The 24,003-nt window shown below is 62.8% G+C and carries 18 protein-coding genes; 12 read left to right on the top strand and 6 right to left on the bottom strand.

The window, feature by feature from the left end:
* Positions 1-154: 154 nt before the first annotated feature.
* Positions 155-751 carry a GtrA family protein gene (locus tag M1E05_RS15560; RefSeq protein WP_461163475.1) on the top strand — a complete coding sequence of 199 codons (597 nt, stop codon included), beginning with the start codon at positions 155-157 and terminating at the stop codon, positions 749-751.
* Between the two features lie 43 nt (positions 752-794).
* Here M1E05_RS15560 and M1E05_RS15555 read toward each other — a convergent pair whose 3' ends face one another.
* The gene (locus M1E05_RS15555) at positions 795-1,499 is read right to left on the bottom strand and encodes a TIGR03089 family protein (RefSeq protein WP_458113640.1); all 705 of its coding nucleotides are present in this window, start codon (positions 1,497-1,499) and stop codon (positions 795-797) included.
* A gap of 445 nt (positions 1,500-1,944) precedes the next feature.
* Here M1E05_RS15555 and M1E05_RS15550 point away from each other — a divergent pair, with 445 nt between their 5' ends.
* Genes M1E05_RS15550 through M1E05_RS15540 form a run of 3 tightly spaced genes read left to right on the top strand, consistent with a single transcriptional unit; the run spans position 1,945 to position 7,716 of the window.
* The gene (locus M1E05_RS15550) at positions 1,945-2,490 is read left to right on the top strand and encodes a WhiB family transcriptional regulator (RefSeq protein WP_458113641.1); all 546 of its coding nucleotides are present in this window, start codon (positions 1,945-1,947) and stop codon (positions 2,488-2,490) included.
* A gap of 29 nt (positions 2,491-2,519) precedes the next feature.
* The gene (locus M1E05_RS15545) at positions 2,520-5,837 is read left to right on the top strand and encodes a glycosyltransferase family 2 protein (protein ID WP_461163474.1); all 3,318 of its coding nucleotides are present in this window, start codon (positions 2,520-2,522) and stop codon (positions 5,835-5,837) included.
* Entirely contained in the window at positions 5,830-7,716 is a 1,887-nt protein-coding gene (locus M1E05_RS15540; protein ID WP_461163473.1) for a DUF5719 family protein, read from the top strand. Before M1E05_RS15545 ends, M1E05_RS15540 begins: the two co-directional genes overlap by 8 nt.
* Before the next feature lie 76 nt (positions 7,717-7,792).
* On the opposite strand, the gene M1E05_RS15535 is transcribed toward M1E05_RS15540, so the two are convergent.
* Positions 7,793-8,341: a metallopeptidase family protein gene (locus tag M1E05_RS15535; protein ID WP_461163472.1), complete on the bottom strand. Its 549-nt coding sequence runs from the start codon at positions 8,339-8,341 to the stop codon at positions 7,793-7,795.
* 154 nt (positions 8,342-8,495) lie between these two features.
* Here M1E05_RS15535 and M1E05_RS15530 point away from each other — a divergent pair, with 154 nt between their 5' ends.
* The 4 genes from M1E05_RS15530 (at position 8,496) to M1E05_RS15515 (ending at position 12,200) form a co-directional block, all read left to right on the top strand.
* On the top strand, positions 8,496-8,885 hold the full coding sequence (locus M1E05_RS15530; RefSeq protein WP_458113645.1) for a DUF3499 domain-containing protein: 390 nt from the start codon (positions 8,496-8,498) through the stop codon (positions 8,883-8,885).
* Positions 8,886-8,965: 80 nt separating this feature from the next.
* The gene (locus M1E05_RS15525) at positions 8,966-9,214 is read left to right on the top strand and encodes a Trm112 family protein (RefSeq protein WP_458113646.1); all 249 of its coding nucleotides are present in this window, start codon (positions 8,966-8,968) and stop codon (positions 9,212-9,214) included.
* 77 nt (positions 9,215-9,291) lie between these two features.
* Entirely contained in the window at positions 9,292-10,779 is a 1,488-nt protein-coding gene (ahcY, locus tag M1E05_RS15520) for an adenosylhomocysteinase (RefSeq protein ID WP_461163471.1), read from the top strand.
* A 188-nt stretch (positions 10,780-10,967) separates the two neighbouring features.
* Positions 10,968-12,200 (top strand): L,D-transpeptidase, encoded by a 1,233-nt coding sequence (locus M1E05_RS15515; RefSeq protein ID WP_461163470.1) that lies wholly within the window; start codon positions 10,968-10,970, stop codon positions 12,198-12,200.
* Between the two features lie 95 nt (positions 12,201-12,295).
* Here the strand turns inward: M1E05_RS15515 and M1E05_RS15510 are convergent, their stop codons facing one another.
* Complete coding sequence (locus M1E05_RS15510) at positions 12,296-13,105, bottom strand: RDD family protein (protein ID WP_458113649.1); 810 nt, start codon at positions 13,103-13,105, stop codon at positions 12,296-12,298.
* Between the two features lie 84 nt (positions 13,106-13,189).
* On the opposite strand from M1E05_RS15510, the gene M1E05_RS15505 reads away from it, so the two are divergent.
* Both M1E05_RS15505 and M1E05_RS15500 read left to right on the top strand, forming a co-directional pair.
* Positions 13,190-14,185: a stage II sporulation protein M gene (locus M1E05_RS15505; protein WP_461163469.1), complete on the top strand. Its 996-nt coding sequence runs from the start codon at positions 13,190-13,192 to the stop codon at positions 14,183-14,185.
* Between the two features lie 188 nt (positions 14,186-14,373).
* Positions 14,374-15,633: a TIGR01906 family membrane protein gene (locus M1E05_RS15500; RefSeq protein WP_461163468.1), complete on the top strand. Its 1,260-nt coding sequence runs from the start codon at positions 14,374-14,376 to the stop codon at positions 15,631-15,633.
* Here M1E05_RS15500 and M1E05_RS15495 read toward each other — a convergent pair.
* Positions 15,630-17,348: a dolichyl-phosphate-mannose--protein mannosyltransferase gene (locus M1E05_RS15495; protein WP_461163467.1), complete on the bottom strand. Its 1,719-nt coding sequence runs from the start codon at positions 17,346-17,348 to the stop codon at positions 15,630-15,632. The two genes, M1E05_RS15500 and M1E05_RS15495, sit on opposite strands and share 4 nt — an antisense overlap.
* Here M1E05_RS15495 and rsmI point away from each other — a divergent pair.
* The gene (gene rsmI, locus M1E05_RS15490; protein WP_461163466.1) at positions 17,347-18,315 is read left to right on the top strand and encodes a 16S rRNA (cytidine(1402)-2'-O)-methyltransferase; all 969 of its coding nucleotides are present in this window, start codon (positions 17,347-17,349) and stop codon (positions 18,313-18,315) included. The two genes, M1E05_RS15495 and rsmI, sit on opposite strands and share 2 nt — an antisense overlap.
* Before the next feature lie 136 nt (positions 18,316-18,451).
* On the top strand, positions 18,452-19,951 hold the full coding sequence (locus M1E05_RS15485) for an NAD-dependent succinate-semialdehyde dehydrogenase (RefSeq protein WP_461163465.1): 1,500 nt from the start codon (positions 18,452-18,454) through the stop codon (positions 19,949-19,951).
* A 51-nt stretch (positions 19,952-20,002) separates the two neighbouring features.
* Here M1E05_RS15485 and M1E05_RS15480 read toward each other — a convergent pair whose 3' ends face one another.
* Together M1E05_RS15480 and M1E05_RS15475 are read right to left on the bottom strand one after the other, a co-directional pair.
* Positions 20,003-22,510 carry a transglutaminase TgpA family protein gene (locus M1E05_RS15480; RefSeq protein WP_461163464.1) on the bottom strand — a complete coding sequence of 836 codons (2,508 nt, stop codon included), beginning with the start codon at positions 22,508-22,510 and terminating at the stop codon, positions 20,003-20,005.
* A complete protein-coding gene (locus M1E05_RS15475) occupies positions 22,507-23,994 on the bottom strand; it encodes a DUF58 domain-containing protein (protein WP_461163463.1) in 1,488 nt (495 codons plus the stop codon). Before M1E05_RS15475 ends, M1E05_RS15480 begins: the two co-directional genes overlap by 4 nt.
* Positions 23,995-24,003: the final 9 nt, after the last annotated feature.

Below are 24,003 nucleotides of genomic sequence, written 5' to 3'. Positions count from 1 at the left end.
GTTGCGGACTTCCACCCCGCCACGAACGTGTTTTACGCCTCATTCGTCTGCTCCAGGCGCGTAAAAGGAGGATATTCGGAGTAGTCTCCCAGCCTACCGGGCTAAAATGGACTCTCGGCCCAGTGGCCTAATGTTCATTCAGCCATGGAGGGCCATGTTTTACTCAGTTGCAGAGCGTATCCGGGGCCTTGCCTCGCTCTTCTGGCGCGAGGTTGCCAAGTTCGGTGCTGTGGGCGGTGTGGCGTTTGTTATCGACAACGGGCTGACCTACTACCTCATGCACGGTCCGATGATCGACAGCAATGCAAAGGCCCGGCTGGTAGGAGCCACTGTCGCAACCATCTTCTCGTGGATTGCGAACCGCCTCTGGACGTTCCGCCACCGCCGGCAGGACAACGTGACACGCGAGTTCATCATGTTCGCGCTTATCAATGGCATCGGCATCGGGATCTCCACCGGCCTGACGGCTGCGGCGCAGTACGGCCTCAACATCACTGACAAGAACCTCCTCTTCCTGGCAGGAGTCTTTGGCATTCTGGTGGCAACGGTAGTGAGATTCTTTGCTTACCGGTTCCTCGTTTTCAACAAGGAACTCGACGAAGAGCCGGAGTTCTCCCACGATCACGAGCTCATTGAACTGCACCCGCACGCCCACGAGAAGGAAGCAGTCACTGTGCCGGGACAGGATGCCTCGGAAGCGGGAATCCGGAAGGCCGTCAAGGATCCCGACGGGCCAGGAAAAGTTCTCTGAGTACGTCCGTCCACTGAGCTGCTCTGTGAGTTGAGCCGCAGTGTCAGCTGCCTTGCACGCGCTCGTTGGCGAGGAGCTTGTCCGTAATCTCCACGTCGGTGTGCACCAGAACGACGGACCCATCCTGCCGCCAGGCTCCCAAGGACTGCATCAGGACCTGCTCCAGCCCCTCGCCCGCCTTCACCAAGAGCCGGGCCCCGTTTTGATGGCTTACGGCGAAGCCGTCGAGCAGGTCAGAGTGACGGTAGGTGGTTCCATCAGCGGATGTGACGGCCGGGTCCGTGGGATCGGGATCGGTATGGGGCATAAAAACGTCCCCGTGGGAGCGGACCTCGGCAGCGTAGTCAACGACGCCCGGTGGCAGGTCACCGGGCCAGCGCATGGCCAATGCCGGCAGAGGAACCGCAACGACGGCGTCGTATGTGGCTGAACCTCGTTGCGCTCCGGGCTCTCCGGTGACAAGAAGGTCCGCTTCGCCGTCGTCCAATACGGTGGTCATCCCGAGCTGCCAGGCAGCCAAGGCCAGAATGACCGATTTCCAGTGCGGCGGCAGGTCAAGCCTGAGGCGGGAGCCGGGGCCGGCATCGAGCTCGTCCTGGAGCAGATTACTGGTTTTAGCCACCCAATTGTCCAGTACCCGGCCCGAAAGCTCCACACGTTCTGAGTCGGGTCCGTACCAGGTAAGCCGCGGTGAGGTGGAATGTCCGGAACGCAGGGCCGTCATCAGTTCAGTCGCCGGGATGCTCATAGCTCCCATCTTGCCACGACCCCTTACGGCGTTGAACCGGGACCCAAGGCGTTGAATCGAGACCTGCTGCGGCTGTATTGGGAGGCTTTCCGGGCCTTGAACCGGGATGCTGGGAACTTACTGCGAGACCTCCGACACGTTTAACTTAATAACGTTGGTGGTGTTATTTAACCGTGACCGGAACTTCCCCGGGATGTCGGTAAATGCCTCCAAAATAAGTCAGCATGCTGTCAAAATCCTTGATGCTGCGGGGTCCTGGCAAAAAATTCCCGGGCGTGGCGCGGCGCCGAAACGCGCCTGGCGTTGATTATTATCCCGGACGCCGCTTGACGCACCGCTACTTACACACGTGTAATTAGTTATCGAAAGCCCTTGCGCGACTACGTGGCACACAACCGAGTGCCACAGGATGCAGTCAAGGGCGGAAACATCAGGAAGGGACGCCATGGGGCAAGCTGAGCGTATCCAGGAAGATGCCGTCGTCGCCGGTCAGGCAACGGCAAAATACCGTTCAAGGGGGGTACCAAGCGACTGGTACGTGGATCCGGCTGACCCGGATGCCGCGGAACGGTACGACCAAAGCACTAAAGATTCGCTGCAGGACCAGGCCACAGCATTTTTGGCCGCGCACGAGGCACTTCTGGTGGGGACCCAGAAGCAGGACGACGATCCTCTTGACCCGCCTATGGAGCTGCAGACGCTCCATGCGGGAACCACCGCCCAGCCAGTCTGGATCGGCCTACCCTTCGAGCAAGGCTTCGACGACGAAGGCGAACTCGGATGGCAGACCGATGCGTTGTGCGCCCAAACCGATCCGGAAGCGTTCTTTCCTGAAAAGGGCGGATCAACCCGTGACGCTAAAAAGGTCTGCGGAGCATGCAATGTTCGCTCTCAATGCCTGGAATACGCGTTGGCGAACGATGAAAGGTTTGGCATCTGGGGAGGCCTCTCCGAGCGTGAGCGTCGCCGGCTGAGAAAGCGAGCGGTCTGATTCATCAGGACGTACTGGTCACGGCCGTTGTGGTCTCCCACAACGGCGGTGGCTATCTCCCCCGGACCTTGGCTGCGCTGACGCAGCAGACCCGCCCTGTTGATGCCTTTATTGGCGTGGACACCGGTTCCCGTGACAACTCGGCAGCACTCCTGGAAGAAGCCTTCGGGCAGGCGAATGTCGTCTCCTTCAACGGTACAAAAACCGGTATGGGAGGCGCCATCAGGGCCGGCCTGGCTGCTAAGTCGCCGTGGAACCCGGAGAGCCAAACGGCCAACGAATGGATCTGGCTGCTGCACGACGACGCCGCACCCCATCCTGGCGCCCTTGCCGAGCTGTTGTACGCCGTCGAACGTGCGCCCTCGGTGACGGTAGCAGGGTGCAAGCAATTGGATTGGGACGCCGGCCGCCGCCTCATCGACGTCGGGCTTTCCACCAGCCGCTGGGGTGAGCGACTGACACTTATCGAGATTGACGAACTCGATCAGGGCCAGTACGACGGCAGGACAGATACGTTTGCGGTCAATTCGGCCGGCATGCTGGTGCGCCGCGATGTCTGGGAGGACCTCAAGGGCTTCGACGCTGCCCTTCCGGGAACGGGCGACGACGTCGACTTCTGTTGGCGCAACAGACTTGCAGGCCACCGGGTGGTGGTTGTGCCTTCAGCGAAGGTCTTCCATGTGGCCCACCGCCCGCATGCCTTGGGCAATGCCGCCGCGGCGAGAAAGGCCCAGGTCTACCTTCGGCTCAAGCATTCACAATTGTGGAAGGTTCCCGGGCACGCCATCGGTGCATTGCTGGGCAGCCTGTTCAAGCTGGTGTTAAGCATTGCAGTGAAGGATCCCGGTCACGGATTCTCCCAACTGCTCGCCACCCTGGTTTCATTGAGCCGACCGGCTGCCGTACTGCGGGGCCGGCGCGAAGCTGCACGTACCAGGCGTATCCGTCGCTCCGTCATCAAGGGCCTGCAAACGCCCCGCCGCGAGGTATGGTCGCACCGGCGTTCGCTGATGGAAGCGATTGGCTCCCACGATTCCGACGATGCACTCTCCAACGATCCCCTGGACGAGCAGCCAAGCGGAGATTCAACCGATGACTTTGCCGCTCTAACCACCACAAAACGAGGTTGGGTGGGAAACGGCGCGTTGGCCGTGGTCATCCTGGCCGCCGTCGCTTCAGTGACTGGGCTGGTGACCCTGTTCCAGGCTGAAGCCGTTTCCGGTGGAGCCCTCCTCCCTGTCTCGTCAGGCCTTGCCGAGGTCTCGCACCACGCCTCGAGCTGGTGGATAGGACTGGGAGCCGGTATGCCCGGCCACAGTGACCCCTTCGCGTTCCTCCTGTGGGTGCTCAGCGTCCTCGGCGGTGGAAACGGCAATGTGGTTATTACCTGGCTCGTTTTCCTCGCGATGCCGCTTTCCGGCCTGGCGGCCTGGTTTGCGTCCGGGGGATTCACCGCTCGCCGAAGGATCCGCTTCATCGCGGCGCTGCTTTGGGCGGGAGCCCCGGCCGTTCAGGTTGCGCTGAACCAAGGCCGCCTGGGCGCTCTTCTGGCGCACGTAATGCTGCCATTGCTGGTCCTTGCCCTGTTGCGTGCCACGGGCACCGCAATCGGCCATGGGCCGTTCGGTCTTCCTGCAGAGGGGGAGCCGCGGTTCCGCGAAAATCCGCCCAGCAAGCCCGGAATCAACGGAACTCCCTCCTGGACTGCGGCTGCCGCGGCGGGCCTGGCTTTGGCAGTTGTAACTGCCGCTGCGCCATCACTGCTGTTGCCTTCATGCGCAGTGATAGTCCTGCTGGGCGTCATGTTGCGCGGCCGCGGGAGGACCCTTTGGTGGGCGCTGCTGCCGAGTGCTGTCCTCTTCGTTCCTTTCGGACTTTCTTTGCTGGACCGTCCGCGCGCCCTGTTGGCTGACCCGGGACTGCCCCTTGCATTTGATGCTGCCCCTTTGTGGCAGCAAGTACTGGGACAGCCACTGGAGTTTGACGTTTTTGGCGGACTGTCAGGCCTTCCCGTTTTTTCCGGCTACACCATTCCGTGGGCTCTGCTCCTGGCCATCCTTGTTGGCCTGCCCAGCTTGTTGCTTGCCGTAGCGGCCCTCTTTGTGCGCGGTCGGGGCGCTGCCACAGCCCGAACCCTGTGGGTGGCTGCGCTGATAATGCTCGCGGGAGGCTGGTTGGCTGGCAAGGTTGCAACCGGGGAGTCGACAGGCACCCTCGTGACACCCTTCACTGGCCCGTTTGTTTCTGCCGCTTCCATTGCGTTGCTGGGGGCAGCGGTCATTGGAGCGGAGAGGCTGCTGGCCGTCTCCGAACGAGTTACAGATTTGCCGGGAAGGCGTGTTGCCACCCGTTCTCTGGCCATTCTGACAGCCATCATGCTTCTCGCCGGTCCTCTCGCCGGTCTCACTGCATGGACGGCCCAAAACGTCATGCCCCAGGCCGCCCGTGAGGACGGCCCTGAGCAGGGCCAGCCGCTGGGCACGCCGATGCTGATAGCGGCAACCCAACCACGGATACTGCCCGCGACTGCCATCGACCGCGGTGTGGGGCCGGAACAGACCCGGACTCTCCTGATCAGTACGCAGGAGGACGGCTCCTTTGAGGCCACCCTGATGCGCGGCGCGGGGACCACCCTTGACGACCTGTCCACCATCGCGGCCGCCCGTAACATCATGGGGGAGCCTGGGGAGGAAACGGTCAGGGACGACGACGCCGCCACAGCCTCCCTCCGTACAGCCGTTGCCACCATAGTTGCGGCTCAGGGCGTGGATCCCCGTCCTGAGCTGGAGCAGTTGGGCGTCGGCTTTGTGGTTCTCCGTGCCGCCGACACGGCCGCGCAGCTCACGGCCAGCAGAATGGATGCCGTTCCTGGTCTTGTCACTGTAGGCCAGACGGACGTCGGCTGGCTGTGGCGGATCAGTCCGCTGAACCAGCCAGTCATCGATGCCGCCGACATCGCCCACCGGGTGCGCATTGTTGACGGAAAGGGCTCAACCGTCGCGATGGTTCCCTCCGGTCTCGAGTCCGTCGACGTTCCGGTATCCCCGGGCGAGGAAGGGCGATTGGTTGTCCTGGCGGAGCGAGCCGATGCCGGTTGGAGTGCGTGGCTGGATGGACGACGCCTGACGTCAACTACCTCCGACTGGGCGCAGGCTTTTACACTGCCGCCGCAAGGGGGGCAATTGACCATCCGCTATGAGAATCCGTGGGCATTCCCTTCCGGGCTGGCCCAGGCGATCGTGATCGGACTGACCATCATTCTTGCCATTCCCGTACCCGCCCGCAGGCTGAACTTCGGCCTTTCACGGGACGAGGGCTCGCTGCGTAAGGAACACCAGAATGCATAAGGATGACGACGACGGCGTGCCGCCCCAGGAATCCCCGGGGCTTCCGCCCCTGCCGCCCAAGCCGGAGGGTGCACCACGCAGCGGGCCGGACGCTGATCTGCCGCCCAAGCCGGACGGTGCACCACGCAGCGGGCCGGACGCTGATCTGCCGCCCAATCCGGACGGTGCACCAGGCGCCAAACCGGGGCGGCACAGCAGGGCCGTGCCGTCTGCGAAAGCACCTGGGAAATCGCCACGCAAGCCCCGCAAGCCCGGCAAGCCCGCGAAGAAGGCACCTCGAGTGGGCAGGGACAGCAAAGGATCCCGGCTGAGGGGCTCCGGAAGTACGGTGAAACGTGTCCTGTCAGCTGTAGGCGTCCTGGCATGTGCTGCCGGCATGGTGACTGCGGCGTCCTTCCTTCCTTCCGCCTCAGGGAGCAGGCACATTGACGCGCCCCTCACGGCGGTACCGGCAGGAAGCAAGGTGGAAATCTGTCCGGGACCCGCCCGGCTCCTTGAAGGGACACCGGTAGGAACGGATCCCCAGTTCAGCCCGGAATCCGGTACTGCCAACAGTCAGGTTGACGCTGCCGTTTTGAGCACCAGCGCAGGGAAAGTTCCGGAAAGCCGGTTGGCAGCCCTCGACGGAAAAACTCTGACTGAGGTGTCGAAAGATGCGGAGGCCGCTCTGGCGAAAACGGGTGCTGCTGCCCTCGCGGCCGGTGTTGTGTCCCGGCGGGACGTCGATGCGGTCACTGTGTTGAGCGCCGATGCGCTCAACAACCAGCAGGCGACCGCCAGCGCAGTCATGAGCTACACAGCTACGGACGGCGACCTTCGAGGGTCCGCGGCTGCGGCCTGCCAGGAACCTGCCAACGATTTGTGGCTGGTGGGGGCAAATACGTCGGTGGGCAGGACAGCGGTCCTGAACCTGAGCAATGCTTCCAGCACTCCGGCAACCGTGAGCCTGGATCTGTTTGGCAAGGCAGGGCAAATCCAGGCTCCTGGAAGCCGGGGTCTGCTGGTTCCCCCCGATAGCACCCGCGCCATCGTCCTTGCAGGACTTGCCGCTGAACAGGACAGGCTCGGCGTCCATGTCCGAAGCGTGGGCGGTCCTGTCACCGCCGTAATCCAACAAAGCGTCCTCCGTGGATTGACCCCAGGCGGTGTGGACTTCATAGCGCCAGGAGCGCCCCCGTCAGCCCGGCAGGTGGTGTCCGGCGTGTCCATTCAGGACCCCGCCGACATTAAATCCCAGACGTCAAAGAGCGGCTATGCGGATGCCGGACCTGCGCTTCAATTGGCTGTTCCCGGACCCGTGGACGCCGTGGTGGAGGTCAAGCTCTTTGGCCGTGACGGCCAAAAAGCCTTTCCCAACGGAGGTGTGGTCACCGCGAAGGCCGGCTCAGTAACGGAGGTTTCCCTCGCCGGGGTTCCGGCCGGCCAGTACACGGTGTCAGCCACCTCTGATGTCACCTTTGCCGCTGCGGCACGGGTAACCCGCGGGACCAGATCGGGTGGAGCGTCCGACGTCGCATGGTCACCGTCTTCAGCCAGGCTTGGCAGCGAGCATGTGGTGCCGGTCCCTCGCACGGGGGAGCGGATTCTTGTGTTCGGAGCGCCAGAGGACCGGGCAAAGATCACATACACGCCCATCACCGAGGACGGAAAGATCCGTAAAGCGGGCACCGCAGACATTGCAGGGGGCACGACGGCGAGTATCAAGGTTCCCGACAAAGTGGACGGGGCCGCGGTGCTGGGTTACGTCATCTCCGCTTCCGGTGACCCTGCTTACGGCGCCGTCCTGCTGGGGCAGGATGAAGGTACTGACGTCTCCGTGGTCGCTTTTGCCCCCGGTGCAGCCGGCCAGGAAGAAGTTCCGGTAACCCTGGGTTACTAGTGCTGAACTGCCTCCTGACACCGCATTATTGGCTGCTGGCGTTCGCCATCACCTGCCGGTGTATAGACCTGGAGGCTCAGTACCGCCGCCGATAAACGGGGTCCAATGTCTCGGGCGCCACGCCAAGCATTTCTGCCGTATGCTCCACCACCACGTCGTGAACAAGATCCTGCAGCTCTTCCCTGCTGGTGCAGGCCTGCTCCACAACCCGACGGTAAACAGTGATAACGGGGCCTTCATCCTCTGTGGCGGGTTCGTAGGAGCCCATGGGCGCGGGAGCAGAATCGGCCACAAGTTGTTCGAGCCCTGGCGGGATTTCATCCACTGCAAAGCGGACGCCGTCGAGCGGCTTTCCCCAGATATCATGCAGTCGCTGGGCTGAATCGAGGACCAGCTCATCAAAGCGTTCGGAGCGGGTGCGGTAACCGGGCAGTGTCGGAAGCATCAGTTCCCCGCGGAGGCCGCGCCCGTGCCGGTTCCGGTGCCGCTGCCGGAAGCCCTTGCTGCCGAGGGTTTTGCCCCTTGGGTTGGTGGCGCTGGAATCCTGAAGGCTGGCGTCCTGAGGGCTGGCGGCCTGGTCAGCCAACCGGACCGTAAAAGCCGGATCGTGGTTCGATGACTGCATACACTGACTGTAAACCCGCGGAATCAAATTCGCGACAAAAACGTCACAGTCACGGCCACGGGATTTATCAGGCGGAACGGCCGGCACGGCACGGTGGCAGCCGCGGCGTCGCAATGCAGGGAGCTGGGCTGAAGGGGGAGTAGTCTGTGATGTCGTGGGTGCAATTCGTCAATGTTCAAGATCAGCCTGCCGCCAGTCCGCGGTGGCTACTTTGACGTACGTCTATGCAGACTCAACGGCCGTCCTGGGTCCTTTGGCCACGTACGCTGAGCCGCATTGTTACGACCTTTGCGAGCAGCACGCCGGATCCTTGACCGTTCCGCGCGGCTGGGAAGTACTGAGACTGGCAATGCCCACCCATCCACCCCAACCAGGTCCGGATGACCTCTTGGCGCTGGCACATGCTGTCCGGGAGGCGGCTTCCCGCCCTTCGGAAAAGGAAACGACGCCCGGCCACCGTTCATCCCCAGGCCTCCTTGAAGCTCCCGCTCCCCCAGAGGGTACCCGCCGGGGACATTTGCGAATCCTCCGCGAACCGTCCTGAGGGCAACTGGCGGTACGCTTGAAGCTGCAAATCCGTCAGCTAACTGCGCCCCGCTGCGGCGCCCGCCAGGAGCATCCACCATGCCAAAGATCAGTGCTGAACTGCTGTCTGTCCTGCGTTGCCCCGTCACGGGATCCTCACTCGTACAAGAAGGCGATGAACTCGTATCGACGATGCCAGGGGAAACCGGCGAAATGCTCCGCTATCCCATCGAGGATGGCATCCCGTTGCTCTTGCCGCCCGAACTTCTGCCAGCGGCGACTGCAGCACCGTCGGACCAGCATGACGCCGTCCTTCACACGGCGACTGGGCGCCCGGACGAGCACTAACAGAGCGCCGTGCCTCCTGGCCCCGCCCGGCCACCAACTTTTCCAGTACGTCTCTCCGGCTTTACCAAAGGATCCACATGACTCTCGACTACAAAGTTGCTGATATTTCCCTCGCTGAGGCAGGGCGGCACCAAATACGCCTGGCGGAGCATGAAATGCCCGGGCTCATGTCCCTGCGCGCAGAATTCGGCCCCACTCAGCCCCTCAAGGGCGCCAGGATCGCCGGATCGCTGCACATGACGGTCCAGACCGCCGTTCTGATCGAAACACTGACGGCGCTGGGTGCCGAGGTCCGCTGGGCCTCCTGCAACATCTTCTCCACACAGGACGAAGCGGCAGCGGCTGTAGTCGTAGGCAAGGGGACCGAAGATGATCCCCAAGGCGTCCCTGTATTCGCCTGGAAGGGCGAAACCCTCGAGGAGTACTGGTGGACCGCCGAGCAGATCCTCACCTGGCCGGGCGCAGACACTGATCCGGAGCTGGGACCGAACATGATTCTCGACGACGGCGGTGACGCTACGCTGCTGGTTCACCGCGGTGTGGAGTTTGAGGCTGCCGGAGCAGTCCCGTCGGCTGGCGCGGACGATCCTGAGGAATACGCAATTGTCCTGGACCTGCTCAAGAGGACCCTCACCGAGGATCCGCAGAAGTGGACCAGGATGGCTGCCCGGATCCATGGCGTCAGCGAAGAGACCACCACCGGGGTCCACCGCCTGTACCAGTTGGCGGAGCAAGGAAAGCTGCTGTTCCCGGCCATTAACGTCAATGATTCGGTCACCAAGAGCAAGTTCGATAACAAGTACGGGATCCGCCACTCACTGCCGGACGGACTCAACCGGGCAACGGATGTCCTCATAGGCGGCAAAGTCGCCGTCGTCTGCGGTTATGGGGACGTCGGCAAGGGGGCGGCGGAAGCCCTGCGCGGCCAGGGTGCCCGTGTCATTGTCACCGAGATCGATCCCATCTGCGCCCTTCAGGCGGCAATGGACGGATACCAGGTGGCCAAGCTCGAATCTGTGTTGGCACAGGGTGACATCTTCATTACCACCACGGGTAACAAGGACGTCATCATGGCCGAGCACATGGCGGGCATGAAGAACAAGGCCATTGTGGGGAACATCGGCCATTTCGACAACGAAATCGATATGGCCGGACTGGCCCGGATACCAGGCATCTGCAAAGTGGAAATCAAGCCCCAGGTGCACGAGTGGGTCTTCGCTGATGACTCCTCAGGGAAAGAGAATGGCCGGTCGATCATTGTCTTGTCCGAAGGCAGGCTCCTGAATCTGGGCAACGCCACTGGCCACCCGTCCTTTGTGATGAGCAACTCGTTCGCGAACCAGACCATCGCTCAGATCGAGCTCTTCACGAAGAAGGATCAGCCCGAGGGGCAGCGGGAATACGAGAACCGGGTGTACGTCCTCCCCAAGATCCTTGACGAAAAAGTGGCCCGGCTCCACCTTGGTGCCTTGGGAGTTGAACTGACCGAGCTCTCGAAGGACCAGGCTGAGTACCTGGACATCGACGCTGCCGGTCCGTACAAGCCTGAGCACTACCGTTACTGATCCCAATTCCAGCAATGGCCCCGGACCGATCCGGGGCCATTGCGGTTTAGGCGCAACGCTGGTGCCGGTTTCCCGTTTTGGTCTTGGGCAGTTTGGACGTGGGATAAAATTGGTTCGTCGGCAGTGCACGCTGGACAGATGAGACGGGGGCTGACCATGGGCCTGTCGGGGGACACGGAGAATTTGGCATGACTGAGATCAGCAACCGGAAGACCGGGAAAATCATTGCCGTTGTGGCGATGTGTGCGGCTGTGGCCGCGGGCGGAATAGGAGTCGCAACGGCTCCCAGCTGGGCCGGCCAGGCTATCGCCTCCGAATCCGCCAGCCCCGTCCGCAACACCCCGGGCCTTGCCGCGCCTGTCGTGAAGGCCGTTGAGCTGGGCGTCACTCCTACCGACGGCGCACAAAGCGTCAATCCTGCTGCGGCCCCGTCCGTGAAAGCCATCAACGGGCAGGTAAAGGATGTACTCCTGGTCCCCGCCGAGGGCGGGACGCCTCTTGAAGGTTCCGTGAGCGCGGACGGCACCACCTGGACGGCCGTTGACCCCCTTACCTTCAATACTGCCTACAACTACAGTTTCACGATTGTTGATGAGGCCGGCCGCGAGACCAAAAAGACCCAGACGTTCGCCACGGTAGCGAAGGCGAATGAAGCTGACGCAGCCGTCTATCCGGAGAACGGCGCCACCGTGGGTTCAGGCCAGCCCATCGAAATCGTGTTCAGCGAACCTGTCATCAACAAAGAAGCCATGGAAAAGGCAGTCACCGTAAAGGCCTCCTCCGGGCAGGCCGTTGCCTGGCACTGGTACTCGGACCAGCGCGTCCGCATCCGGCCAGAAACCTTCTGGGCCTCGAACAGCAAGGTCTCTGTGGACATGAAGCTGTTCGGCGTGGATTTCGGGAACGGAATGATCGGCAACTTTGACTCCACGGTTTCCTTCACTACAGGGCCACAGCGCCTCGCCGTCGTGGATGACATCACCAAAACCATGAAGGTCTATTTTGACGGGCAGCTGGTCAAAACGGCTCCCGTGACCCTTGGCGATCCCGAGTGGCTTTCGCCCACCGGATTTGCCGTCATCATGGAGCAGGAGCGCCACTCAAAGTTCAACGCGGGAAGCATCGGGCTGAAGCCCGGCGACAAGGGCTACTACCCGCCGCTAACCGTGGAGTACGCCAACCGGCTGACATCCTCCGGCGTCTATGTCCATCAGGCTCTTGAGTCTGCCTGGGGAGCTGTCGGGAGATACAACGTGTCCCACGGCTGCGTGGGTCTCCTTCCCGAGGACGCTGCCTGGTTCTTCAACAACATGAAGACCGGCGATGTTGTGCAGACCCTCAACACCGGAGCGCCGGCAGTGGAACCGCTTGAAGGCTATGGCGACTGGAACATCCCTTGGGCGCAGTACGCCAAGCGCTGACTGGCGGTCCCTGAGGCGATAACTGACCTGCCTCGGTGAACCGCCGGCTCGTACGATTTCCGCAAACCCATCGGCGGCCACCTGCGGGGTCCAGCCTAGCTGCTGTCCCGCCCGTAGGGCAGGCGGTGAAGCCGTTCTCCGATCCTGTTACTGCGTTCCCGGGCCTTGACCAGGCGGTTCATCTCCCGCTCCCGGCGCTCGGCAAGGACTGCAGCGAGGTAGTCCTCCGGATATGTTCCCGGGGGAGGGGCCGGCGCCACGTGCTCTGCAATTTCCGTTGCAAGGGAGGCAGCCATGCCAATGCGTGAGGCCGGCGCCATTCTTCCGGCCTGCCGCATAAACTGGGCTGCCCGACGAGCTGAGCCATCGGGAATCCGGCCAATATCAGCCAAAGCCACCCAAGACTTCAGATGAGGCGGAACGAACAAGGGCAGGGCCGGCTCGGCGGGTACTCTTCGACGCAATGAGTAAGTACCGGCAAGGATGTCACCGAGGCGTTTGGATTTCTCGTTGAACAGAGCGACGGCGATGGCCAGGCCACCAAACGTCAGGTAGATCTCGATGAATCCGGTCAATCCCCGGATGACGGCGTGCCGGAAGCGGATGGCTCCGCCGTCGTCGCGCACGATCCTTAGTCCAGCCGCCAGCTTACCCAGCGACAGTCCGCGCGTCACCGTCTCAATGGCCACCGGGACCATCACAAAGCAAAACACAACGCTGACCAGAACGACAGTCCGCATAGCAGCTTCGTCGATTTCGCTCCAGAGGGAGGAGATCAGGATGAGGATCAGAATGAACAACACTACGTTGACCAGAACGTCGAGCAGCAAGCCCAAGGAGCGAGCCGCGAAGGAGGCCGGACGCAACTCCAGGACGACTGCCTCGCCCGTGATGATTGAACTCAAAGCCGGGCCCCATCCCTATTAGCAAATCCTGACTCAGCAAGGATCCTGATGTTGACAGTCTATTGCGCAGGCTAGGGTGGTCCCGTGGACATTGATGCGTTTTCTGCGGTCAACAGTGACAAGTGGTCAAGACTTCATGACCTCGCGTACAAACGCAGTCTGACCGGCCAGGAGGCGGACGAACTTCTGCGCCTCTATCAGGTGACGTCGTCGCATCTTTCCCTGCTCCGCTCGGTAGCTCCGGAAAGCGGGCTGTCCGCCACCCTCTCCGCGACCCTCGCCCAGGCACGCACCAGGTTTACCGGTGCTCGGTCGAACTTTATGGACGACGTCGCGAACTTCTTTGTGATTGCACTCCCTGCAGCCTTCTACCGTCTCCGCTGGTTGACCCTCTGGTGCGGAATCGCCTTCTGTGTGGTCGCTGCAGCCTACGCCTGGTGGATCGGCTCCTCGCCCGAAGCCCTCCGGGCCGCTTTTGGCAGCGACGAGAGGGTGAGGCAGTACGTGGAGGAGGACTTCATCAACTACTACTCCGAGAACCCTGCAGCCTCCTTTGCGGGTGCCGTATGGACCAACAACGCCTGGATCTGCGCCCAGGCGGTGGCGCTCGGTATTACGGGCTTCTGGGTGCCGATGATTCTCTTCGCGAATGCCCAGGGCATCGGAGTTGCTGCCGGCGTTTTTGCCTCCGTAGGAAAGCCGGACGTGTTTTTCAGCTACATTCTTCCGCACGGAATGATGGAACTAACGGCGGTCTTCATAGCTGCAGCAGCGGGTCTCAAAATCTTCTGGGCCTGGATCGTCCCCGGTCCCCGCACGCGGAGCCAGGCGGTAGCCAGGGAAGGCCGCTCGTTGATCACGGTGGCCCTGGGGCTTGTCCTGGTCCTGTTTATTTCCGGAATCGTGGAGGGCTTTGTGACGCCCAGTTTCTTGCCTGTGTGGGCAAAACTGGGAATCGGTGCTGCAGTACTGGCCGGCTACTGGCTGTACACCCTTCTGCTGGGGAAGAGGGCTTACCAGTCAGGCGCACGCGGGGATCTCAATGATCAGGATGCCGGCTACTCCGAAATCACCGCTTGATCCTTTTGGGCGCGTGGCCTGCAGCAGGGCGCAATCGCCGCCGGCGTAATCGTTGCCGGAGCGTAATGGTCCCCGAAGGGGTGGCATCTCGCCGGGCGGAAGCCCCTAACGGTAGGCTCGTCAGGAGATAAGTAGCGTTGCCGATTCCCCCGACAGGTAACGCGGAGCCCTATGGAAGCGATGCAGCAGTGACTGAAAAGACACCCACCCCTCCTAACCGCCAGGATCACCATCTTGACTCCTCAGCGGATTCCGACGAGCCCGCGTTCGACTGGATGAAGCCGGCAACGCCAGCTCAGGCAACTCCAGCTCAGGCAACTCCAGCTCAGGCATCTCCAGCTCAGGCAACGCCAGCAAGCGCAGATCCGGCACAGGCTGCTGGCGGTAGTGGAGCCATTAGCGCACCCAAGACCGGTGACCCCGTAACGGACGGATTGTCCCAAGCGGGCAGCAGGGCCGATCGTAAGGCAGCCGAGTCTGCTGCCGAGCCTGTGGCACCAGGCAAGGGCAGCGCGGCTGCCAACGGTGTGGCGACCGCCAACGGTGCGGCATCCGGCAAGGGCAGTGCCCCAAGCAGGGCAGGGTCGCACTTCCGGGAGCCCCTGCCCACCTCCGCGCTGCAAGTCCGTCCTCCCGAGGAAGAAGTACAGCGCAGGAATGCGGAGCGGGAACAGGCGGCGAAGTCCAAGCCCGTGTTGCCCCGCGTCATGCAGGTGGCACTGGCGGTTTTCTACCCTGTCATTCTCCTGGTCCTGGCGGTCCGGGCTGTCACCAGCCCTTTGTTCCTGTGGGTGGAGTACAACAGGCCCGGGTTCCCGGGTGACGGCTATGGCTTCAGCACTGATGACCGGATGACGTACGGTTCCTACACGGTGGACTACCTCGGGAACTGGGCCGGTCCCAGGTATCTCGGCGAACTGGTAAGCCGCAGCGGGGACCAGTTGTTCAAAGACGGCGAGGTCAGCCACATGGCCGACGTCAAACTCGTGATCCTGTCAGCTTTCGGTGCCGGGATTCTGCTGACGCTGCTTAGCATCATCGCCATCATCTACCTTCGCCGCCGCAGCACCGGGGGAGTTCGCCGCGGATTGTTTGCCGGGTCGATTCTCACCCTGGTGATCATCATCGGTCTCGGCGTGCTGGCGTTTCTGGGCTGGGAACAGTTCTTCACCGAGTTCCACCGAATATTCTTCGCCAGCGGATCCTGGACTTTCGCGCTGGAAGACACCCTTATCCGCCTGTTCCCCGGCCAGTTCTGGATAGATGCCGGGATCGTCATCGCGGCCCTGGTCCTGCTGACAGCCATCATCACCTTGATCCTGACCTGGCCAACACGCAAGCGCCGCGGACTGATGTCGGAAGATAAGCCCGCTGCAAACGGAGTGGATGACTCGGCAGGCGCGACGGAGTCCAAGGCCTCAGTAAAAGGCTCCTCGGTGGTCTCCTAGATCCAGGACGGCATCCACATCCGGAACCGCCATTGCTGGTAGGAAATGACCTCGGCGGTCCACACCGGATAGAAGAAGGCGGACAAAAGCACGGCACAGACCAGGAACAGCGCCACGAAGTAGAGACCGGACGTCCTCCTGAGCAGGGTGTCCGTGCGCTTGCCGAGCATCAGGCCCAGGCAATAGACCAAGGCCAGAACCAGGAACGGCTCGAAGGACACGGCGTAGAAAAAGAAGGTGGTGCGCTCCGGGTAGAGGAACCAGGGAAGATAACCGGCGGTAACGCCGGCAAGGATGCCTCCTGCCCTCCAGTCCCGTCTGCCCACCCACCAGAACAGCAGAATCACGACGGCGATCGCCGCACTCCACCAGATCAGCGGATTGCCCACGGAGAGTATGGCTGACGTGCAATTCGGCCCATCACAGCCGGGCGTTCCGGCTTTGGGTGACTCGTAAAAGAACGAAGTGGGCCGTCCCATGACCAGCCATGTCCAGGGACTGGCCTCATACGGATGATCCGAGCTCAGTCCTTGATGAAATTTGTAGGCTTCAAGGTGGTAGTGGGCCAATGACCGGGCCCACCCGGGGAGCAAGCCCCACTCGCTTGAAGGATGGGTGTCCGCCCACCGTCGGTAGTAGGCGTCTTTGGAAAGCAGCCAGCCCGTCCACGTCCCCAGATACACCACGGCCGCCACAGGGACGATTCCGAGGAAGGCAGGGATGCCGTCCTTGATCATCCCGCCGCTGATCCAGCCGCGGATTCCGGCGATGCGTCTGGCATTGAGGTCCCAGAAGACCGTCAACAAGCCAAAGGCTGCAACGAAGAAGAGGCCCGACCACTTGGTGCCCACGGCCAGCCCCAGGCACACGCCGGCAGCCACCCGCCACCAGCGGACGCCCAGCCAGGGACCGGACAAGAGATCGAGTGTGGATGGCCTGCCGTCTTTGGAGGCTGCCGCCTGCCTTCCTAGCCGTACCGCCAGCCGCCGTCGGCCGTCGTCGCGGTCCATCAGCAGGGCGCCGAAAGCGGCAAGGATCCAGAACATCAGGAAAATATCCAGCAGTGAGGTCCTGGACATGACGAGGTGGTGTCCGTCGACCGCGAGGAGGATTCCCGCCACGGCGCCCAATGTCAGGGAACGGAACAGCTTCTGCGCAATCAGGGCGATCAGGAACACCGAGAGAGTTCCCGCGAGAGCGGCCCCGAACCGCCAGCCGAAGGGGTTATCCGGGCCGAAAAGCCACATTCCTGCTGCAATCATCCATTTACCGACCGGCGGATGGACCACATATTCGGGGGTCTCCAGCAGCACTCCCGGGTTCCCGGCGTTGAACGAATCGTTGGCTTTGTCCGGCCAGCTCCGTTCATAGCCACTGATCAGGTACGAATAACCGTCTTTCACATAGTAGGTCTCATCGAAGACCAGGCTCCGGGGAGATTCCAGGCGGACGAACCTCAGGACCCCGGCAACGGCTGCTGTCAGGGCCGGGATCAGCCAGTACCAGAGGCGGAGCGACGGCGGGTAGTCCCGCCAGCTGCGGATCTCCCCAATCAGCCGTTGCCTCAAGGCATGAGGAGTAAAGGCTTCCGAGGGCCGGGCGATCCAATGGTGACCTTCCAGGTTGCGGCCGCCGCCAGGGGGAGTCGTGGCTGTTGGAGCCGCGGGTTCGGCCTCGACGGGCTGCTGCAGGGAGGTCTGAGTCACGTGCCCCATGCTACCTTTTACGGCTGTACTCCTTGGCGGCAGTAGGCTGGTTGATGTGGATCCTCAACTCAGCAATTCTCCCCTCAGTCCTGCGCCAACGGATGCATCTGACGCAGCCAATGAACCGGGCAGCGGAGCCGGGGGCGTGGGCCGAATCGTACTGGCGGCCACGCCTATCGGAAACGTGGGCGACGCATCCTCGAGGCTGATAGAGCTGTTGGGTACGGCTGACATCGTCGCCGCTGAGGACACCAGGCGCCTGCACCGTCTCGTCCAGAGTCTGAACATCACCGTCGCCGGCAGGATCATCAGCTACCACGAGCACAACGAAGCCACAAAGACCGGAGAGCTTCTTGAGCATGTGAAGGCGGGCAAGACCCTGGTGATGGTTACAGATGCCGGCATGCCGTCCGTCTCAGATCCTGGCTTCCGCCTGGTGGAGGGAGCGGTTGCCGCAGGGCTCACCGTGACGGCTGTTCCGGGCCCGTCCGCAGTGTTGACTGCGCTGGCCCTGTCCGGGTTGCCTACGGACAGGTTCTGCTTCGAAGGCTTTCTGCCCCGCAAGTCGGGGGAGCGTGCGTCCCGGCTCGATGAGCTCGATCAGGAACGCCGGACCATGGTCTTCTTCGAGGCGCCGCACCGGCTTGAGCCAATGCTGCGTGCCCTGCATGAACGGTTTGGTGCTGAACGGCAGGCGGCCGTCTGCCGTGAACTCACCAAGACGTACGAGGAAGTGATACGCGGGACCCTGCGCGAGTTGCTGGAGTGGGCCGAGACCCAGGAAGTACGGGGAGAAATAGCTGTGGTGGTGGGCGGGGCGCCGGAAAAAGCACCCGGACAGCCTGAAGACCATGTTGCCGCAGTCAACGAACTGATCTCCCAAGGCATCCGCCTCAAGGAAGCAGTGGCAGCTGTAGCTGAGGACGTCAGGGTCAGTAAACGTGAGCTGTATTCGGCCGTGTTGGCTGCCCGCTGACTGCTGTGCAGGTGCACAGCAGTAGCCGCTTCGCACAGTGCGCAATTTCGTAGACACCCCCGAGAACCGGGCAGTACGGTGGCAGTAATCCAGCTTCTGGCTGAACCCATACCCAACTGCTGACGAGGGAGTCATCGTGACTGTCACTGCACACCACACTGTAACCGCGGAGCGTGAGCGCGAGTTGCTGTCCTCTGTTCCTACTGGACTTTTGATCAATGGCGAGTGGCGTCCGGCTGCGTCCGGGAAGACGTTCGACGTCGAGGATCCCTCCACCGGGAACACCCTGGTCAGCATCGCCGACGCCGGACCAGAGGATGGCGCGGCAGCACTTGATGCCGCCGCTGCTGCCCAGGAATCCTGGGCCAAGGTTCCTGCCCGCGAGCGCGGGGAAATTCTGCGTCGCGCGTTCGAGCTTGTGACGGAACGCGCCGATGACTTTGCCCTGTTGATGACCCTCGAGATGGGCAAGCCCCTGGCCGAAGCCCGCGGCGAGGTCACCTACGGTGCAGAATTCCTGCGCTGGTTCTCTGAGGAAGCAGTCCGGGCTTTCGGACGCTATTCAGTCTCCCCTGATGGAAAGTCCCGGCTCCTGGTCCAGAAGAAGCCGGTAGGGCCGTGCCTGCTGATCACGCCGTGGAACTTTCCGCTGGCCATGGCTACCCGAAAGATCGCCCCGGCGGTCGCTGCCGGCTGCACGATGGTGCTCAAATCGGCGAACCTCACCCCGCTCACCTCCCAGCTCTTCGCAGCCGTCATGATGGAGGCAGGGCTGCCGGCAGGCGTCCTGAACGTCATCCCCACCTCGACGGCGGGAGCCACCACAGGCCCCCTGATCAAGGACTCCCGCCTCAGGAAGCTCTCCTTCACCGGCTCCACTGAGGTTGGCCGCCGTCTGCTTTCGGACGCATCGGAGACCGTCCTCAGGACGTCCATGGAGCTCGGTGGGAACGCACCCTTTGTGGTGTTCGGGGATGCCGACGTCGACGCAGCAGTGGCAGGGGCAATGCTCGCCAAGCTGCGGAACATGGGCGAGGCTTGCACTGCTGCCAACCGTTTCATTGTGCACGAGTCAGTGGCTGATGAATTCGCGGAAAAGTTTGCGGCAAAAATGGCCGGAATGACCACAGCGCGTGGAACCGAAGAAAACTCGAAGGTCGGCCCCCTCATCGACGCCAAGAGCAGGGACAAGGTGCACGAACTTGTGTCCGACGCTGTTGCTGCCGGAGCCGTTACCGTAACGGGCGGCGCCCCGGTGGATGGCCCCGGCTACTTCTACCAGCCCACCATCCTAAAGGGCGTCACGGAGGGCACCCGGATCCTGTCTGAAGAAATCTTCGGACCGGTAGCCCCGATCATCACGTTCGACTCCGAAGATGAAGCCGTCCGTCTTGCCAACAACACCGAATACGGGCTGGTGGCCTACGTATACACGAGGGACCTCAACCGCGGTATTCGGATGGGAGAACGCCTCGAGACGGGAATGCTGGGCCTGAACGCCGGCGTCGTCTCCAATGCCGCAGCTCCCTTTGGCGGCGTGAAGCAGTCCGGTCTCGGGCGGGAAGGCGGTCTCGAAGGCATCGAGGAGTACCTCTACACGCAGTACATCGGCATTGCTGATCCCTACGCGGGATAGCCTCTTCCGCTCCGGCTTCCAGTATCAGGCGTTCCAGCCAGCCTTCCCTGGCTAGCCTTCCCTGACCCGGCGCAGGCCGTCGCGCGTCCTTACCAATGTTCGTGCGGCGGCCCGCCGCCAGGAGGCAACGTTCCGGGAGACTGCACGGAATGGCGTGCCGAGGGTGGACAGCCAGCGGTCCATCACGGCAGGCGGGAGCCACGATGCCCGGAACCTCACCAGCCGCCGCGCATTAGCCCGCAGGGCAGCGATGATCAGGTCTATCCGGGCGGCAGCTATTGCCGCAGGAGTTCCACCGGGCCGGGACTCGCCGGGTGCAGCTTGTGACCGCAGGGGCCGCCCATACTCCCGGCGCTCAAAATCCTGCACCAGCGAATCAACGGCCCGATGGGCTGCACCGTCCCTGCCGTCTTCCTCGCCCAGCGCTCCTGATCGGCGTAGGCGGGCGGAGAAATGGCGGGGAGTCTCGCTGGGCCGCGGCGGTACACCGTAGTCAATGGCCAAATCGCGGAGCTCGGCCCAGGACTGCAGTGCAGCGTCGTCGCTGGCCGCAGGGCCTGGCCTTAGCCGGCGGGAGCGCAGCCCCGTGCGAATCAGCCGCGGCGAAGCCAGGAGCAAGCCGAGCAGCAGGACGCCCAAGGCACCATAGAGAAACGGCAGCAGCTGGAAGCCGGCAGCCCCAGCGGCCCCACCGCTGGGAAGAGGCACCGGTGCGGTGCTGGGAAGCGGTGCGGCGCTGGCAGCGCCTGACGGGATCAGGTCGTCATTGTTCTGGTTCGTACTGGCCCCGCCGGAGATGCTTGTCTCCGAGGCGTAAGCCGGAACCACTCCGCGTGAGGGTGTCGGTTCGAACGGAACCCAGCCCAGGCCTTCGAAGTACAGCTCTGGCCACGCATGCGCATCCCGGGCGTCCACCTCATACTCAGGCACGGCGCCCTGCCCTGCCAGCGAAACTGTCTGCCCGGTTGGCCTGCCCGGGGCATAACCCACGGCGATACGGCTGGGGATACCCTCAAGCCGGGCCATGACAGCCATCGCGGACGCGTAGTGGATGCAGTAGCCGCTCTTTTGGGCGAGGAAATCGGCCAGGACGGACAGCCCGTTGCCGTCATAGCCACCTTGGACAGGCGATTCCAGCGAATAGGTGAACTCTGACGAACGAAGGTATCTCTGGATTGCCAGGGCCTTGGAATACGATGTGTTGCTTTCCCGGGTAATTGTGTCGGCCGTGGTCCGGACGATGTCCGGGACCCCTGCCGGCGGGCGGATGAAATCGTCTGAAATCCCCCGTACAGGAGCGGACGACCTGGCCAGCCGGTCTGCTGTCAAGGTGGGCATGCTGGAGACCACCACGTACTGCTGGCCCCGGGAATTGGTGTCAACGCCCTTGATGCTCAGTGTGGAAGGATCCCAGCTCCACCTGCCATCCAGGCCGTTCACACCCGCAGGTGCATATGGCACAGGAAGATACGGGCTGGTGAATTGCCCTGCGTTGATGACCGTAATGCTGCGGGCCATCTCGGTGGCGCTGATCTCGTAGCCCGGATCCAGCCTTGCCACGCCTCCCCGACGCGTGTCATCACGGTCATCAGGCGCCCACGACTCCCCGTCGAACCGGTCCACCGTTACTGATCTGAGATACAGCGGCGAGGTAGTCGTGGAGGCATACGTAATCCGTCCCTCCCCGGTCGGGCTTCGAAGGCTGTTGCCCAGGCTGATCATGGGGTTAAGGCCACTTGATGAACCCCACGGGTTCAAACGTGACCCTTGCGGAAACGTGCCCCTCTCGAACCCTGGAATCAGTGGTTGCATCAGGAGCGTGGCAAGGAGCGCCACACCGCCTGTCATGGCAGCGCGCTTGAACTGCCCCGGATTCCTGCCCGCTCCCACCTGTAGGCGGTTGGCTGAGAACCACTGGCTGCAACCCACGATCATCAGGTAGCCAGCTGCGGTGACGATGAACGCCAGAAGCCCGACGCTCTGGGGCTTGATCATGGCCGGAACCACCAGGACCGCAAGCAATCCGAGACCGCTCGTGGCGGGCATCCCGAGGGGGACGGCAAGCGCATCGACCAGGATTACCACCAGCCCCAGAACAGCGCAGGTGACCAGTACGATGCCAACGTTGGGGGCGACGGGGGCACTTTCGGCGAGGACTGTTTCCGTGGCCCTGCGCACGTACAGCCCCAGCATCTCCGTCGTTTCGCCGGATGGAATGAATCCGGCGATGCTGTTCCTTCGGAAAAAGGTGAAGGTCAGGATAAGGACCAGGGAGACGAAGCCGCCTGCAGCAACCAGCAGCGGTTGGGCCCGGACCGCGCGCAGCAACGCCATGGCAACCACCACAACAATCACGGTGGTCACGACGGGCATGTACCAGGCCCAGCCGCGCAACACCCCGTTAAGTGACAAGGCGGCACCACTCACGGCCAGCGCCACGGCCGCCGCCATCGCCCAAGGGTAGGGGCCTACACGGCGAGGGGCACCTCGGCCGGGCTCGGTTGGAGCCAGGACCAGCGCCGGTGCTGAGGTGTCTGCCCGTTGTGGCGTCAAGGTCATCGGTCTACTCCTGCTCCACGCCGTACATCAGCGGCCGCGGTGGAGCCTGCGGCATCGCCCTCATCGAATGAGACCCAGGCTGCGGGCAGGGACGTAGTTGCCTTGACCGCGATGGCCCGCCAGCCGCCAAGCCGCAGCGCCTCCAGTGCATCGTGTGAAGCCTCCGGATGATCGGTGATGACGATGGCAAAGGCGTTGGCGCCGAAGGCCGCTGCCTGTGACAGCGATCGGGCTTCCTGCAGGGTCACCTTTCCCAGGATGGCCAGGAGAGGTCCCCGGAGGCGGTGGGCGGAAAGCTTGTCGATCAGTCTGTCGTCAAATGGGCGGGGACCGGTCTCAACCGGGAGGGAGTTTTCCCGGGTTTCCCGGTTCTCGCCATCCGTGTCACTCTCCCTGCGGTCCCCATTTCTTCTCCCGCTTTCCCTTCGGCCGGAGTCCCGGCGGATGTGATGGGAACCTGAAAGCTGGATTGCTGCGAGGCTTTCTGCGACGGATTGCAGTCCGGCGGCTCCGCTGAAGTCCTCAGACTCCGGGTCGGGCGCCGAAGGGGAGTGAAGGAAGGCAGGATCCCCGTGCGCATCAAGGAACCGAAGCACGTAGTTTCGCTCAGCCAGGTGGGCGCTGATGGACATTGCCGCTGTAACGGCCCATTCAAAGGTGTCGCTGGTGACGAGTTCCTGGCCGGGATCTCCATGTGCTCCACTGAAGACCGAACCAAGACCGTTGTGGAAAGCGGTGTACCTCTGATCGAGAATGACGGTGGCTTCCGGCGTCGTGACTGATTCCTCCTGCCGCACCATCAGCTCGCCGTGCCGCGCTGTTGCTGCCCAGTGCACCCTCCGCATGGGGTCACCGTGGCGGTACTCCCGTGTCATGACGTCATCATCACTCGGATTGGCCCGGATCCGCGTGGCGGTCACTCCGTCGCTGCCGCGGGCACCCGCGAGCCCAGTCATGGGCAGTTCGACGGCGGCGGGAGTCACGGTGAGCGTGTCGCCGTCGTCAATGGAATGGCGGTGGAGGGAGAGCCCAAAGGGATCACTGAATTCCGCTGTGACCGGGCCGATGGTGAATTGGCCGCGCTTCCCGGACCGCAGGTGGTACTCGTAGCGGCTGGTTCCGCCGACTGCGGAGCGGGCAGGGAACCGGAATGCCGGGGACTCCCCGAACCGCGGCGGAAGCTTCTCCTCCATGACCACAACACCCGCGCCTGCCCCGGTCCGCGCCACGGCAAGCCTGACGGTTGTGGTGGCGGAGGTTTCAACGGTGGAGGGGTTGAACTCCCGGTAGACCTGGAACCTAGGCTTCAGGATCCTGACTCCGAGCAGCGCCACAAGCGGCAACAGGATGAACAACAGGGCCAATGTGAGGAGATCGCGCCGCCCCATCACTTGCGCGAGCAGGAGTGCCAGAACGCCGGTGGCCAGGAGGCCCCAGCCGCGGGTACTGAAAATGTGCTTGGGAAGGTGATCGAGGAGAGCCAACGTGCGTTC

Source organism: Arthrobacter sp. R4-81 (assembly GCF_054792365.1).
The sequence above is the reverse complement of the archived record's forward strand: the minus strand, read 5'-3'. Positions and strand labels throughout refer to the sequence as shown.

Coding starts and splice junctions, on each gene's coding strand:
- M1E05_RS15495 (WP_461163467.1), bottom strand. CDS start 17,348: ATGGGGCACGTGACTCAGACCTCCCTGCAGCAGCCCGTCGAGGCCGAA.
- M1E05_RS15525 (WP_458113646.1), top strand. CDS start 8,966: ATGCCAAAGATCAGTGCTGAACTGCTGTCTGTCCTGCGTTGCCCCGTC.
- M1E05_RS15555 (WP_458113640.1), bottom strand. CDS start 1,499: ATGAGCATCCCGGCGACTGAACTGATGACGGCCCTGCGTTCCGGACAT.
- M1E05_RS15540 (WP_461163473.1), top strand. CDS start 5,830: ATGCATAAGGATGACGACGACGGCGTGCCGCCCCAGGAATCCCCGGGG.
- M1E05_RS15515 (WP_461163470.1), top strand. CDS start 10,968: ATGACTGAGATCAGCAACCGGAAGACCGGGAAAATCATTGCCGTTGTG.
- M1E05_RS15550 (WP_458113641.1), top strand. CDS start 1,945: ATGGGGCAAGCTGAGCGTATCCAGGAAGATGCCGTCGTCGCCGGTCAG.
- M1E05_RS15535 (WP_461163472.1), bottom strand. CDS start 8,341: ATGCAGTCATCGAACCACGATCCGGCTTTTACGGTCCGGTTGGCTGAC.
- M1E05_RS15560 (WP_461163475.1), top strand. CDS start 155: ATGTTTTACTCAGTTGCAGAGCGTATCCGGGGCCTTGCCTCGCTCTTC.
- ahcY (WP_461163471.1), top strand. CDS start 9,292: ATGACTCTCGACTACAAAGTTGCTGATATTTCCCTCGCTGAGGCAGGG.
- M1E05_RS15480 (WP_461163464.1), bottom strand. CDS start 22,510: ATGACCTTGACGCCACAACGGGCAGACACCTCAGCACCGGCGCTGGTC.
- rsmI (WP_461163466.1), top strand. CDS start 17,347: ATGCTACCTTTTACGGCTGTACTCCTTGGCGGCAGTAGGCTGGTTGAT.